Genomic DNA, 13516 nt, shown 5'->3' on the forward strand with positions numbered 1-13516 from the left:
ACAGGCACAGACTAGAGAGGGGAAAAAAAGCAAACACGGTTTGCTTTTGATTGAAATTTATCGAGGTAGGTATCCACCCAAGATCAGGTATTTTTTGACGGTAGGCTCAGACGCTATGCCCTCCTGTTCTACCAATGCTTTTTTCAGCTCCCGCTCTGAAATAGTAGGATTGGCCAAAATGTGACGATCAGCTGCCTTGCAAACGCGCTCGCGGAGATCCGCTGCATTCTGCTGCTTTACTGACTCCGGCTTCCTGTTGGCCTTGCCCGCAGCCGCGCCTCTTTGCGATGCCTTGGCGGAAAACGCTTTACTCAGCGCCTCGCTTAGAAAATTGGCCACATTGAAGTTACCCTTCGATACGTCGATGTCCTCAACTTGTCTGTAGAGGCTCGCTAGCATGATCGCCTTGTCGGCATCGCCCATGAATGTGCGGAAGGATTCACGAGCGTCAATTTCTCCGCCTGGATCCTTTAGTCGCTCCTTTTCGGCCAGTGCGCAATATTTCTTAGGATCTGTTACTTGCATTTGGGCTATGAGGTCTGCGTCCAGGTCGAAGACGTAGAGTTCCGTTTCAAAGAGCCAGTTGGCGAGAACTTGAACAGCTTGAATGCTTTGCACCAGGGTGTAAGTCGCCACGAGTTGCGAGTCCGCAGCGTTGCGATCAACGCTATCAAACCGTCGTATGACACTCGGCAATGAGGCTGCATCGGCGTAGCTGGCATGTTCCTCGATCTCGTCGCGGAGTCGAAACATCGTGGCGACCACCGATCCTGCTCGATCAGGATAACGGCCATCCTCAAGCCAGAATGAGGTGGCGTAATTGGCCAGCTCCAGCGCCTCGTTGAAATACTTTCGAAACGGCGAATACAACGCTAACTCACGCACGGCCTGTTCGATGTCGTCTAGTTCCCACAACAAATTACTGACATCGAAGCCAGCAATTTCCAGGCGGCCAATCGGCATATTCTCATCGTCCATTCACCGCCCCTTGGCCCCGCTTGGCGTCATGGATGCAGCGTTTCACGACACGGTCCTCCTCGACCAACAGTGAGGTGGCTGGGCCAGTGTTGTTACACGATTCGACCGCGTAACACGTCGTGTAGCGTTGAGCATTTCTTCGTGTAACGTGAGCTAAGCCCTTTATATTCAATAAGTTACAGATTGGCGTAACACCTGTAACACGCGTAACACCGTTTTTTGGGGGGAGTGGATAAGGAGTTTCATATCACCTTTCCAAATTGGCCTTGCACGACATTGCCAACTACTAGCTCATCAAGATGATCTGCGTACCACTGCATCATGACTTTGCGCTGAGGTAGGTACACCGCCTTGTTGTACACCCCTGCAATTCCCTCTTTGACATGAGAAAGCTGGGCCTCAATGTGGTTTTCGTCGAATCCCTGTTCATTAAGGATCGTGCTAGCAATGTGACGGAAGCCATGGCCAGTTTGCCGGCCCGCATATCCCAGCCTGCGCAGCGCCATCAGAAAGACAGTATTGCTTCGGGGAATGGTTCGATCTTTTCTTCCAGGGAAGAGAAGAGGGTATGCGCCTGTCAGCGTGCGCAGCTCCGTTATCGATTCAATGGCCTGCCGAGATAGAGGCACTACATGCTCGCGCCGACGCTTCATTCTTTCGGCTGGGATCGTCCAGAGCTTTTTGTTGAGATCGATTTCTGACCAGCGTGCTTCTCGAATCTCGCTCGGGCGTGCCGCTAACAGAGCAAGCAAACGAAGCCCAAGACGGACATCTTTTGCGTGAGGGTAAGAGTTGATAGCTCGAAGCAATGCGGGCAGCTCTTCTATTGATACGTGTGCATAATTTTCAGCACTACGTGTCTGAAGAAATTTATTAAGGCCTTCAAGGGGGTTGTGGATCGCTCGGCCTGTCACTCGTGCCAAGTCGTAGATCTCTTTGCAGAAGGCCCGAACTCTGCCCATTTGCTCAATGATCCCTTTCTGCTCCATGCCGCGCAGAAACTCCATCCATTCAAGGGGCAGTATTTCTGTGTAAATGCGTTTGCCGAAAACGGGGAATACGTGAAGCTCCAGGGCTCCAAGGACTCGACGGGACGTGCCGGCTTCCCAGCTTGAGCGCCTTGCCTCAAACCATTCGCGCCCTAACGCTTCGAAAGTGTTGTTGGCAGCCACCCGGTCAGCAATCTTGCGAGCCTGCTTACTGACTAAAGGATTTTTACCAGTCGATGCGTCATCCCGCAGTTGTGCCGCCTTCTGCCTGGCTAGCGAGCCACTGATTTCGGGGTAACCGCCTAGGCCCAGCCAGGACCATTTCCCGTCTGGTTTTTTGTAGCGCAACTCCCACGACTTCTGCCCATTTGCCTTGACCCGAAAATACAAGCCGTTGCCGTCTTGCTCGCGGTACGTCGCACTCTCTGCCTCCAAGCCTGCAAGAGTAGTGTCGGCCAGTGGGCGGCGTTTGATTTCAGTACGCTTCACTGCGTGTATGCCTCCAGTTCAATGAATCTCAAAGCATACACGTGGGCATACACGGCGTGAAGTTATAGGGGTAGACAGGGATGGATAGCCAGAAACAAGAAAGCCCGCACGGGGCGGGCTTCTTGGGGTGTTTCGTAGACTGTCTGAGACAGGTCTAGACTGCTATATGGTGCACCAGGCGGGATTCGAACCCACGACCCCTGCCTTCGGAGGGCAGTACTCTATCCAGCTGAGCTACTGGTGCAAGCGGGCGCCATGATACTCATATGCACTGCGGGCGTCCATGCTGCTGAATCGACTGCGCTTTTTCAAAGCGTAACCTGCGTTTGCTACGTTGATCAGAAAAATTGAGCAAATGCGGCGTTTTCGTTCTTTTTTTCGAACAGCCTATTGTCCTTTACCCCCTTTGATCCTAGGATTCGTTTGAGATTTCAAACGCTCTTGTCTGGGTGCTGAACCGCACGAGTACATTCCGTGCGCTATTTATGTGCTTCAGCCCGGTGAATGATTTCCCTGACGGCAGCCTTTGAGGCGCCTTTCTACAATCATAATTTGCTCCGCGCGTGCCGCGGTGCTGTTAAGGAAAGCCGACATGCAGCTTAAAGACACCCAGTTGTTCCGCCAGCAAGCCTTCATCGATGGCGCTTGGGTTGATGCGGACAATGGTCAGACGATCAAGGTCAACAACCCGGCAACGGGCGAAATTCTGGGCACCGTGCCGAAAATGGGCGCTGCTGAAACCCGCCGTGCGATCGAAGCTGCTGACAAAGCGCTGCCGGCCTGGCGTGCACTGACCGCCAAGGACCGCGCCAACAAGCTGCGTCGCTGGTTCGAGCTGATCATCGAGAACCAGGACGACCTGGCTCGCCTGATGACCCTGGAGCAGGGCAAGCCATTGGCCGAAGCCAAGGGCGAAATCGTTTACGCCGCTTCCTTTATCGAGTGGTTCGCCGAAGAAGCCAAGCGTGTCTACGGTGACGTGATTCCGGGCCACCAGCCAGACAAGCGCCTGATCGTGATCAAGCAGCCTATCGGCGTGACCGCTGCAATCACCCCGTGGAACTTCCCGGCTGCGATGATCACCCGTAAAGCTGGCCCGGCCCTGGCCGCCGGTTGCACCATGGTGCTCAAGCCTGCTTCGCAAACTCCGTTTTCCGCTTTCGCTCTGGCTGAACTGGCTCAGCGTGCCGGCATTCCTGCAGGCGTGTTCAGTGTTGTTTCCGGCAGCGCCGGCGACATCGGCAGCGAGCTGACCAGCAACCCGATCGTTCGCAAACTGTCCTTCACTGGCTCGACCGAAATCGGTCGTCAGTTGATGGCTGAATGCGCCAAGGACATCAAGAAAGTGTCCCTGGAACTGGGCGGCAACGCGCCGTTCATCGTGTTCGACGACGCGGACCTGGATAAGGCCGTCGAAGGCGCGATCATCTCCAAGTACCGCAACAACGGCCAGACCTGCGTCTGCGCCAACCGCCTGTACATTCAGGATTCGGTCTACGATGCGTTCGCTGAAAAACTGAAAGTGGCTGTGGCCAAACTCAAGATCGGCAACGGTCTGGAAGTGGGCACCACCACTGGCCCGCTGATCGACGAAAAAGCCGTGGCCAAGGTGCAAGAGCACATCGCTGACGCCATTTCCAAAGGCGCAACTGTTCTGGCTGGCGGCAAGTCGATGGAAGGCAACTTCTTCGAGCCGACCATCCTGACCAACGTGCCGAACAACGCAGCCGTGGCCAAGGAAGAAACCTTCGGTCCATTGGCGCCGCTGTTCCGCTTCAAAGACGAAGCCGACGTGATCGCGATGTCCAACGACACCGAATTCGGTCTGGCCTCGTACTTCTATGCTCGCGACCTGGGTCGTGTGTTCCGTGTGGCGGAAGCCCTGGAATACGGCATGGTTGGCGTCAATACCGGGTTGATCTCCAACGAAGTCGCGCCGTTCGGCGGCATCAAGGCGTCGGGCCTGGGCCGTGAAGGCTCCAAGTACGGCATCGAAGATTACCTGGAAATCAAATACCTCTGCCTGGGCATCTAAGCTCGAGGGCATAAGCCCGGCAAGGCATTGCTTCAAACGCAAAGGGCACGAGAGCGCTGACCCTTTGCGTGCTTCAACCGGAATTTTCTCTGTGGCCGGGAACGCTGTGGCAGTCGATCATCGCATGCTGCCTCAGTTGCCTCCCCGCTGCATTTTCCTTGAACCACGCCGCCCGATGAGCGGTGAATGAGGACTTTATGAGCAAGACTAACGCTTCCCTGATGAAACGCCGCGAAGCCGCTGTACCACGCGGTGTTGGCCAGATTCACCCGATCTTCGCCGAGTCCGCGAAGAACGCCACCGTGACCGACGTTGAAGGTCGCGAGTTCATCGACTTCGCCGGCGGTATCGCCGTGCTGAACACCGGCCACGTGCACCCGAAAATCATCGCCGCCGTGACCGAGCAGCTGAACAAGCTGACCCACACCTGCTTCCAGGTACTGGCCTACGAGCCGTACGTAGAAGTGTGCGAAAAAATCAACGCCAAGGTGCCAGGTGATTTCGCCAAGAAAACCCTGCTGGTGACCACTGGTTCCGAAGCCGTTGAAAACTCCATCAAGATCGCCCGTGCCGCCACTGGCCGTGCCGGCGTGATCGCGTTCACCGGCGCTTACCACGGTCGCACCATGATGACCCTGGGCCTGACCGGTAAAGTCGTGCCTTACTCGGCCGGCATGGGCCTGATGCCAGGCGGCATCTTCCGCGCGCTGTACCCGAACGAACTGCACGGTGTGAGCATCGACGATTCGATCGCCAGCATCGAACGCATCTTCAAGAACGACGCCGAGCCGCGTGACATCGCTGCCATCATCATCGAGCCGGTTCAGGGCGAAGGCGGTTTCTACGTCGCGCCTAAAGAGTTCATGAAGCGCCTGCGCGCCCTGTGCGACCAGCACGGCATCCTGCTGATCGCTGACGAAGTGCAGACTGGCGCTGGCCGTACCGGCACCTTCTTCGCCATGGAACAGATGGGCGTTGCCGCCGACCTGACCACCTTCGCCAAATCCATCGCAGGCGGCTTCCCGCTGGCCGGTGTGTGCGGCAAGGCCGAATACATGGACGCCATCGCTCCAGGCGGCCTGGGCGGCACCTACGCCGGTAGCCCGATCGCTTGCGCCGCGGCCCTGGCCGTGATGGAAGTGTTCGAAGAAGAGCACCTGCTGGACCGCTGCAAGGCAGTCGGCGAGCGTCTGGTCACTGGCCTCAAGGCCATCCAGGCCAAGTACCCGGTGATCGGCGAAGTCCGTGCCCTGGGCGCGATGATCGCGGTAGAGCTGTTCGTCGATGGCGACAGCCACAAGCCGAACGCTCCAGCGGTCGCTGCCGTCGTGGCCAAGGCTCGTGAAAAAGGCCTGATCCTGCTGTCCTGCGGCACCTACGGCAACGTTCTGCGCGTCCTGGTACCGCTGACCTCGCCGGACGAGCAACTGGACAAAGGCCTGGCGATCATCGAAGAGTGCTTCGCCGAGCTCTGATCACCGAGTGTGACCTGATCGACAAAAAACCCGCTTCGGCGGGTTTTTTCGTGACTGCAGAACCTGCCGCACTTTTTCAAATGGCCCGCATTGACTAAGGTGCAAGCAGTGCAAATGGAGTATGCAGATGACCGCTGTAGTTTTGCCCGCCGTACCGCGTGTGCTGATTGCCGAAGCTGACCCCTGGTCCCGCGACTTGCTCAAGCAGGTGCTGTTGAAAGTGCGCTGTGACGCGCGGCTGGATCTATGTGCCGACGGTCAACAGGCGTTGGAGCTGCTGGCGGAAAATCCGTATGACCTGGTGATCGTCGACTGGGAATTGCCCGGTGTCGATGGTTTGAATGTCTTGCGCAACGTCCGCCAGCGCAAACGCAATCCGCCGTTGCCTTTTATTCTGATGAGCACCCGCAACGACAGCGCCAGCGTGCGCGAAGCCTTGCCCCTGGCGCCCTCGGCGTACCTGACCAAACCCCTGAACATGGAAAGCCTGACCCACCGTCTGCAGGATCTGCTGCTGAACGCCGGGGAACAGGTCTCGTGTGAGGTGCCGACGTTGGCGCCGGGCATGAGCTTGTCGGCGTACCTGGAATGTCGTCGTGAGTTTACCGACGGTGCGCCGCTGATGACCGACGTGGAACTGGCGGTCAAGCGCAGCCTTAATCCCAATGGCCTTGACCTGAAGTTGCTCGAAGATGAAATCCGCGTTGATCCACAGATCACTGCCGTCCTGATCGCCGCCGCCAACAGTGCAGCCCAGCATCACGGCGCGGCGGTACAAACCCTGTCCCAGGCGCTGCATCGGCTGGGCACCGGACAGAGCATGAATCTGATTTTGGGGCTGGCGCTCAAGCGCAGTGCGCGGCTCAGCGATCCGCTGTTGGGCGATTATGCCGAGCGCTACTGGAACCTCTCGCTGCACACCGCTGAATACGCCCGGACATTGGCACGCTTGCTGGATCTGGACCAGGAGCGCTGTTACTGCGCAGGCATGCTGCATCGCTTGGGTGACCTTGCGTTGCTGCGGTGTTTGCAGGAATGGAAGCAGTCCGGTGGAGAGCTGGATGAATGGGAGGAAGTCGGTGATGCACTGGCCGAGTTCGGTGCAGCCTATGGTTCGGCGCTGCGTACGCGCTGGCGCCTGCCTCTGGAGCTGCGAGAGCTGATTGCGGCGGTCTACCAGCTCGGTGGCGGGGTTTACTCGCGCGAAGCGCTGGTGATGAACATGGCGGCGCAGTTGGCGCGATTGAATGAGCATGAAGGCATCGAGGAACTGGCCAAGAGCCGGACGGCGCGGTTGCTCAAGATTGGCTTGCCGGAATTGATGCGTTTGCGCAAAAAATAAACCTGTCTCCAAACCCTGTAGGAGCCGGCTTGCTGGCGATCCGGACAACGCGGTGTGGCTGATTAACCGCGGTGATGCCATCGCCAGCAAGCCGGCTCCTACAGGGATCTGTGTTGGGGTTTCAGCCGGAGATGATCCGGTTCTTGCCTTGGCGCTTCGCTTCGTACATCGCCGCGTCCGCGCGGGCGAACAGGCTATCCAGGTTTAAATCTTCGGCCGTCAGGCTGGTCAATCCCTGGCTGACGGTGATGCCGAACGTCTGGTCGTCATGGCTGAAGCTCAACCGCTGAATCTCCCGTTGCAGGCGCTCGGCCACTTGCATGGCCATGTCCGGTGCGCAACCGGGGAACACCGCCGCAAACTCCTCACCACCAATGCGTCCGAACACGTCACCGCGCCGTAAAGCCGCTTGCCCGCACTCGGCGATCCGTTGCAGCACGTTGTCGCCTTCCGGATGGCCGTAGGTGTCGTTGATCAATTTGAAGTCATCGATGTCCAGCAACAGAAACGCCAACGGCGTGCCTTTTTTTCTTGCCTGTTCGAATTCAAGGTGGGCGCAGTCGAAGAAGTGGCGGCGGTTGCTGCTCTGGGTCAGGACATCGGTGGTAGCCAGGCGATGCAACTCGCTTTCCATCTGCTTCTTGTCGGTGATGTCTTCGGCAATGCCGACGATGATCAGCGGTTGACCCGGTTCGGCTTGCCGGTTGATGAAGCACTTGTCGCTGAGCCAGCGCACCTGGCCGTCGGCGGTAATGATGCGGTACTCACGATCTTCAACGGCGCCTTTGACCAGCACCTCGGCGAGGCTGCGCTCGGCGTACTCCAGATCGTCGGGGTAAATGCTATCGCGCCACTGATTGGCGTCGGCCAGCAACAGGCCGGCGGGCCGACCGAAAATCCGTTCGTAGGCAGGGCTCACGTAGAGCACCTGGCGGGTTTCCCAATTGAACGCCCAAAGCACCGCGTTAACGCTCACCAGCAGCGAGCTGAACAGCTGTTCGCGTTCGCTCAGGCGCGCGACTTCGCCTTGGGCATGCATCAGCACCATCAGGGTTTGCGCGGCTTCCGGCCACTGGGGTAGGGATGAGTCTTGCAGGTTCTTATTGACCATCGACACAAATCTCAAGGACGTGCCGCGTGTTCGACAGCGGCCACAACAAAGCCCGCCGTAGTGGCGAAGTGTCTTTGAGATAGGGGATTTGGAGCTAAGTTCCGAAGGGTGCGCCCTCGGACGGGGCGCACCGATCAACGGTGTCAGGCAGTAGCGGCAGGGCGCAGGGAATAGGTCTTCAATTGGTCGGCGAAGTCGCGCAGGGACTGAATTCCGCTGGCTTCGGCTTCGTGTACCCAATCCTTGATGGCCGCCAGCATGTCGTGACCATTTGAGCTGGTCTTGACCCAGATCTGCTGCAAGGCCAGTCGTTTCTCGTAAATTACCTTCAGCGCCTGACTGTGCTCGAGCATGGTCTGGATGCGCAGGTGGTGTTTGTCATCGAGCAGGCTGGTTTCCCGCGAGAGCAGGCGTTTGGCCCTGTGGAATTGGTGACGGACCGAGTGATCGACCTTTTCCAGCTCTTGTTTGACCAGCGGCGCGATCACCAATTTGCGGTACTGGGCCATGATCTGGAAGCGGTTGTTGAGGATGGCCATGGCGGTGTCCATGTCCAGGTTGCCTTTGCCTTCGACCCGGTGGGCAATCGGCGCAACTCGTTGAACCTTGGCCAGGCGCAGGAAACTGAAGACCTGGATCCAGGCCCAGCCGAGGTCGAATTCCCACTTCTTCACCGACAGTTTTGCCGAATTAGGATAGGTGTGATGGTTGTTATGCAGTTCTTCACCGCCGATCAGGATGCCCCAGGGCACCAGATTGGTCGCCGCATCGCGGCATTCGAAGTTGCGGTAGCCGACGGCGTGGCCCAGGCCATTGACCACACCGGCGGCCCAGACCGGGATCCACATCATCTGGATAGCCCAGATGGTGATGCCGATGGTGCCGAACAGCAGCAGGTCGATGACGGCCATGATCGCCACGCCCAACAGCGGGTAACGGCTGTAGAGGTTGCGTTCGATCCAGTCTTCGGGGCAATTCTTGCCGTAGATGCGCAGGGTCTCGGGGTTTTCCGCTTCGGCTCGGTACAGCTCGGCACCTTTGCGCAGAACGGTGGACAAGCCCTTGATGACCGGGCTGTGCGGGTCATCGACGGTTTCGCATTTGGCGTGATGCTTGCGGTGGATGGCGGTCCACTCGCGGGTGTTCTGCGCCGTGGTCAGCCACAGCCAGAAGCGGAAGAAATGTTTCAGGCCGGCATTGAGCTCAAGCGAGCGATGGGCTGAATAACGATGCAGATAGACCGTCACGCCGATAATCGTGACGTGGGTCATCAGCAGGGTGACTGCCACCAGTGACCAGGGCGACAAGCCGAGAAAACCTTCGTACCACATAGGCTATAGCGCCCTCGATAAAGAAAAAAACAGCCGTTGCATTATCACTAAGCCCACAGATAAAACCAGTCGCCCTTTCAGATAAGAGTGGCTTGATGTTTCATTAACCTATAATTCCAACCCTTTTGTAGGGACATGGACGGCCGAATGTCTGCCACCTATCGCGATGCCATGCGTGCATCGCTGCTTTACCTGCTGCTTTCCGTCGTCTGGCTGGAGCTCAGTGGTTATTTATTGAACAGTTTCTTCGATAGCTCCGATGAGTTACTGCGATGGCAACTGATCAACGGTTACGTTTGGGTGGTGCTCAGCGCCGGGCTGATCTTCCTCGCCCGGGCTCGGTTGTTCCGTTGCCTGGGGATCGGCGCCAAATTGCGTGAGCGCAATGAAGACCGGGAGCGTTTGCGTCAGGCCGCCGCCGTGTTCGATTGCACCCGCGAAGGCGTGCTGGTCACCGACCGTAATGGGGTGATCGTCCATGTGAACCGCGCCTTCATGGAAATTACCGGCTACCAGTGCGAAGAAGTGCTGGGCCAGCAACCCAGCCTGTTCAAGTCCGGCCACCACCCGGCGAGTTTCTACCAGACGATGTTCGCCACGCTCAACCGTTGTGGCGAGTGGAGCGGCGAGATCTGGAACCGTCGCAAAAACGGCGGGATCTACCCGCAATGGCAGACGATCCGCCTGATTCACGACGACCAGGGCCAGCTCAGCCACTACGTCGCGGTGTTTTCCGACATCAGCGCGATCAAGGATTCCGAGCACGAACTCAAGTACCTGGCGCATCACGATCCACTGACCGATCTGCCCAACCGCCTGCTGTTCACCGACCGTGCCGAGCAGGCATTGGCGTCGGCGCAAATCCAAAAGCGCGGCTGTGCGTTGCTGATGATCGATCTGGATCATTTCAAGATGATCAATGACAGCCTTGGGCACACGGTCGGTGACCAATTGCTCAAGGCCGTGGCCGAACGCTTGAAGGCCATGTTCGGCCCGGGCATCACGCTGGCGCGGCTGGGCGGCGATGAGTTCGCCGTACTGGCTGAAAGTTGCCCGCAGCTGGTGCATGCCGCAGCACTGGCCCAGCGGATCGTCGACGGTCTCAAGGAGCCGTTTCACATTGACGGTCATCGGCTGTTTATCAACGCCAGCATCGGCATCAGCCTGTTCCCCGGCGATGCCTTGAGCGCTGAACAGCTGCTGCGCAACGCCGACTCGGCCTTGTTCAAGGCCAAAAGCGCTGGTCGCGACGGTTACGCGCTCTACACCGAAGAATTGACCGCCCATGCGCAACAGCGGGTCGAGACGGCATCCGAATTGCGCCGCGCGCTGGAGCAGCAGGAATTGCGCGTGTATTACCAGCCGGTTCACGACCTCAAGACCCGTCGCCTGGTCGGTGTCGAGGCGCTGGTGCGCTGGGAGCACCCGCAGCGGGGGTTGGTGTCGCCAGCGGAGTTCATCCCCATCGCCGAGCGCACCGGATTGATCGCCGAGATCGATGCCTGGGTCATGCAGCAGGCTTGCCGGCAGATGTGCCACTGGCAGCAGGCCGGGGTGGCGTTGTCGTTTGTCGCGGTGAATGTTTCATCGCGCTTGTTCGCGCGCCGTGAGCTGTATCAGCAGGTGGCGCAGGTGCTGCGCGACACCGGGCTGGATCCCGCGTATCTGGAGCTGGAAGTCACCGAGAGTGCGGTGATGGATGACCCGGAAGTGGCCCTGGAGCAGATGCATCGTTTGCGCGAGCTCGGCGTACGGCTGGCCATCGATGATTTCGGCACGGGGTATTCGTCACTGTTGCGACTCAAGCGTTTGCCGGTGCAGAAACTCAAGATCGACCAGGGCTTCGTCGCCGGATTGCCCTGGGATGACGACGACGCGGCCATCGTGCGCGTGATCATCGCCCTGGCGCAAAGCATGGGCATGCAGGTGCATGCCGAAGGGATCGAGCAGGTCGAGCAGGCGGGTTTCCTGCTGGAGCAGGGTTGCGATCTTGGTCAGGGCTACTGGTTCGGCCGACCGGTGCCGGCGGGGCAACTGGACTGGATGCACGCCCCCGAGATCCACTGACCACACAAAAATTACCGCCACACGCAGACCTCTGTAGGAGCATGGCTTGCCAGCGAAGGCGGTCTCGATATTTAGGTGAGTTTCAAGGGCCTCTTCGCTGGCAAGCCATGCTCCTACAAGGATCGTGTAGGGGCTGATTTTTGGATCCTTGATCCGTCGCGCAGACGTAAACCCTCGTCCCGGCAAATAATTTCTTTTGGTTATATAAACATTCTTAAATAGTCTTTTTAAGAATATCCGCACCTATCTACTATTGGCCTCACGCCGCAAGCAGTGCCGCCCACTGCCAGGCAACCTCTCAGTTGAAGGAGCAGCACCATGAGCGCATCCCTACGTAGCGTTGACGGTCAAGACGAAGCCACCATCTTGCGTGAGATCCAGAGCGCCCTGCGCGATCTGCGATTTGGCGCCGTGGAAATCACCGTACACAACGCTCAAGTGGTCCAGATCGAGCGTAAAGAGAAATTCCGTTTGCAGAACCCGAGCACCAAGTCGAGCTAAGCAACCGGCAACCGATTCCAGCACTTCATAAAAAAAGCCAACACACCAAGAATTCCAGGAGCTTTCACCATGTCGTCGATTCGTCATTTCGCTTTGGCCGCACTGGCCAGTGCCCTTTTTGCTGGTTCTGCGGTTGCCAAGGATTATGAGCTGCTCAACGTGTCGTACGACCCGACTCGTGAGCTGTATCAGGATTACAACGCCGAGTTCGTCAAGTACTGGCAGAAAGACCATGCTGGCGACACCGTGAAAATCCAGCAGTCCCACGGTGGCTCGGGCAAGCAGGGTCGTGCGGTGATCGACGGTCTGCGTGCCGACGTAGTGACCCTGGCCCTGGCCGGTGACATCGACGAAATCGCCAAACTCGGCAAGACCCTGCCGGCGGACTGGCAGAAGCGTCTGCCGGAAGCGAGCACGCCGTACACTTCGACCATCGTGTTCCTGGTGCGTAAAGGCAACCCTAAAGGCATCAAGGACTGGGGCGACCTGATCAAGAACGACGTGTCGGTCATCACTCCAAACCCGAAAACCTCCGGCGGCGCACGCTGGAATTTCCTCGCGGCCTGGGCCTATGGCCTGAAAGCCAACGGTGGCAACGAAGCCAAGGCCAAGGAATACGTACAAACCCTGTTCAAGCACGTACCTGTGCTGGACACCGGTGCTCGCGGTTCGACCATCACTTTCGTCAACAACGGTCAGGGCGACGTGTTGCTGGCCTGGGAAAACGAAGCCTTCCTGGCGCTGAAAGAAGACGGCGGCGCCGACAAGTTCGAGATCGTCGTGCCTTCGCTGTCGATCCTGGCCGAGCCTCCAGTGGCGGTCGTCGACAAAAACGCCGAGAAAAAAGGCAACGAGCAGATCGCCGAAGCGTACCTCAAGCACCTGTACAGCCCGGCCGGTCAGGAAATTGCCGCGAAAAACTTCTATCGTCCACGTGACAAGGACGTCTCCGCCAAATACGCCCAGCAGTTCCCGAAACTGGAACTGGTGACCATCGACAAAGACTTCGGCGGCTGGAAAACCGCGCAACCGAAATTCTTTAATGACGGTGGCGTGTTCGACCAGATTTACTCGGCGCAGTAACCTGACTCAAGCCACACAACGAGCCTGATGCTTAGGCGCGTACCAAGTGGGAGCGGGCTTGCTCGCGAAGGCGGTGTGTCAGGCGACGTAACTGTTGACTGATATGCCCTCTTCG

At 58.1% G+C, this 13516-nt stretch carries 10 protein-coding genes and 1 tRNA gene; 6 read left to right on the forward strand and 5 right to left on the reverse strand.

Annotated elements, in window-relative coordinates:
• Window positions 1-57 precede the first annotated feature (57 nt).
• The 3 genes from K5R88_RS22085 to K5R88_RS22095 form a co-directional block, all read right to left on the reverse strand.
• Window positions 58-978, reverse strand: a complete 921-nt coding sequence (locus K5R88_RS22085; RefSeq protein ID WP_226298354.1) for a hypothetical protein — start codon at window positions 976-978, stop codon at window positions 58-60.
• Window positions 979-1220: 242 nt separating this feature from the next.
• Window positions 1221-2456: a tyrosine-type recombinase/integrase gene (locus K5R88_RS22090; protein ID WP_226298355.1), complete on the reverse strand. Its 1236-nt coding sequence runs from the start codon at window positions 2454-2456 to the stop codon at window positions 1221-1223.
• Between the two features lie 167 nt (window positions 2457-2623).
• Window positions 2624-2700, reverse strand: a tRNA-Arg gene (locus K5R88_RS22095).
• 348 nt (window positions 2701-3048) lie between these two features.
• Here K5R88_RS22095 and gabD point away from each other — a divergent pair.
• The 3 genes from gabD (at window position 3049) to K5R88_RS22110 (ending at window position 7308) form a co-directional block, all read left to right on the forward strand.
• A complete protein-coding gene (gabD, locus tag K5R88_RS22100) occupies window positions 3049-4491 on the forward strand; it encodes an NADP-dependent succinate-semialdehyde dehydrogenase (protein WP_008034642.1) in 1443 nt (480 codons plus the stop codon).
• A 197-nt stretch (window positions 4492-4688) separates the two neighbouring features.
• Window positions 4689-5966: a 4-aminobutyrate--2-oxoglutarate transaminase gene (gabT, locus tag K5R88_RS22105; protein WP_008039680.1), complete on the forward strand. Its 1278-nt coding sequence runs from the start codon at window positions 4689-4691 to the stop codon at window positions 5964-5966.
• Window positions 5967-6093: 127 nt separating this feature from the next.
• Window positions 6094-7308 carry a response regulator gene (locus tag K5R88_RS22110; RefSeq protein ID WP_226298356.1) on the forward strand — a complete coding sequence of 405 codons (1215 nt, stop codon included), beginning with the start codon at window positions 6094-6096 and terminating at the stop codon, window positions 7306-7308.
• Between the two features lie 121 nt (window positions 7309-7429).
• Here the strand turns inward: K5R88_RS22110 and K5R88_RS22115 are convergent, their stop codons facing one another.
• Entirely contained in the window at window positions 7430-8419 is a 990-nt protein-coding gene (locus tag K5R88_RS22115; protein WP_226298357.1) for a GGDEF domain-containing protein, read from the reverse strand.
• A gap of 143 nt (window positions 8420-8562) precedes the next feature.
• Entirely contained in the window at window positions 8563-9750 is a 1188-nt protein-coding gene (desA, locus tag K5R88_RS22120; RefSeq protein WP_008034081.1) for a delta-9 fatty acid desaturase DesA, read from the reverse strand.
• Between the two features lie 147 nt (window positions 9751-9897).
• Here desA and dibA point away from each other — a divergent pair, with 147 nt between their 5' ends.
• The 3 genes from dibA to K5R88_RS22135 all read left to right on the forward strand — a co-directional run bounded on the left by dibA (window position 9898) and on the right by K5R88_RS22135 (window position 13401).
• A complete protein-coding gene (gene dibA, locus K5R88_RS22125; protein ID WP_226298358.1) occupies window positions 9898-11817 on the forward strand; it encodes a phosphodiesterase DibA in 1920 nt (639 codons plus the stop codon).
• Between the two features lie 318 nt (window positions 11818-12135).
• Window positions 12136-12318 carry a sulfur starvation response protein OscA gene (gene oscA, locus K5R88_RS22130; RefSeq protein WP_008034086.1) on the forward strand — a complete coding sequence of 61 codons (183 nt, stop codon included), beginning with the start codon at window positions 12136-12138 and terminating at the stop codon, window positions 12316-12318.
• A 69-nt stretch (window positions 12319-12387) separates the two neighbouring features.
• On the forward strand, window positions 12388-13401 hold the full coding sequence (locus K5R88_RS22135; protein WP_226298359.1) for a sulfate ABC transporter substrate-binding protein: 1014 nt from the start codon (window positions 12388-12390) through the stop codon (window positions 13399-13401).
• Window positions 13402-13516 lie beyond the last annotated feature (115 nt).

The sequence above is a fragment of the Pseudomonas sp. MM213 genome (assembly GCF_020423045.1).
In the GTDB taxonomy this organism is placed as follows: Bacteria; Pseudomonadota; Gammaproteobacteria; order Pseudomonadales; family Pseudomonadaceae; genus Aquipseudomonas; species Aquipseudomonas migulae.

Coding starts and splice junctions, on each gene's coding strand:
- K5R88_RS22110 (WP_226298356.1), top strand. CDS start 6,094: ATGACCGCTGTAGTTTTGCCCGCCGTACCGCGTGTGCTGATTGCCGAA.
- gabD (WP_008034642.1), top strand. CDS start 3,049: ATGCAGCTTAAAGACACCCAGTTGTTCCGCCAGCAAGCCTTCATCGAT.
- K5R88_RS22135 (WP_226298359.1), top strand. CDS start 12,388: ATGTCGTCGATTCGTCATTTCGCTTTGGCCGCACTGGCCAGTGCCCTT.
- K5R88_RS22115 (WP_226298357.1), bottom strand. CDS start 8,419: ATGGTCAATAAGAACCTGCAAGACTCATCCCTACCCCAGTGGCCGGAA.
- gabT (WP_008039680.1), top strand. CDS start 4,689: ATGAGCAAGACTAACGCTTCCCTGATGAAACGCCGCGAAGCCGCTGTA.
- dibA (WP_226298358.1), top strand. CDS start 9,898: ATGTCTGCCACCTATCGCGATGCCATGCGTGCATCGCTGCTTTACCTG.
- oscA (WP_008034086.1), top strand. CDS start 12,136: ATGAGCGCATCCCTACGTAGCGTTGACGGTCAAGACGAAGCCACCATC.
- K5R88_RS22085 (WP_226298354.1), bottom strand. CDS start 978: ATGGACGATGAGAATATGCCGATTGGCCGCCTGGAAATTGCTGGCTTC.
- desA (WP_008034081.1), bottom strand. CDS start 9,750: ATGTGGTACGAAGGTTTTCTCGGCTTGTCGCCCTGGTCACTGGTGGCA.